The organism is Streptomyces sp. GbtcB6 (assembly GCF_019091475.1).
GTDB lineage: Bacteria > Actinomycetota > Actinomycetes > Streptomycetales > Streptomycetaceae > Streptomyces > Streptomyces hyaluromycini.
Genome location: NZ_JAGXJL010000288.1, coordinates 1 through 272, shown reverse-complemented (window position 1 = coordinate 272; position 272 = coordinate 1). Strand labels below are relative to the sequence as shown.

Annotated in this window: 1 protein-coding gene; it reads right to left on the bottom strand. The window is 59.9% G+C overall.

All coding sequences use genetic code 11. The features are described from left to right. On the bottom strand, positions 1 to 272 hold a 272-nt coding region (locus tag KVT45_RS55360), incomplete at both ends, for a hypothetical protein (protein ID WP_217562715.1).

Sequence of the window (272 nt, the reverse complement as noted above, 5' to 3'; positions counted from 1 at the left end):
CCAATTGCCAGGTACAGATCGCCGAACTCGGCTTGCAGCGCCGCTTCGTCGAACTCCACGTATTCTTCGTCGCCCAGTTGGTCCGATCCCCATGCCCGCCAAAATACATCGCCCACGGGCAAGCCGTCTTCGTTGCGTAAGCGGCCTACATTGAAGATTAACCGTGCTTCGAACCGGTCGGTTTCTTCGTCGCGGGTAAACACTGCTTCCACGCTGTCCGGCTTGATTAAGCACAACGAGCGTTGGCGGCGGGCCAGCACGTCGGCGGGCGA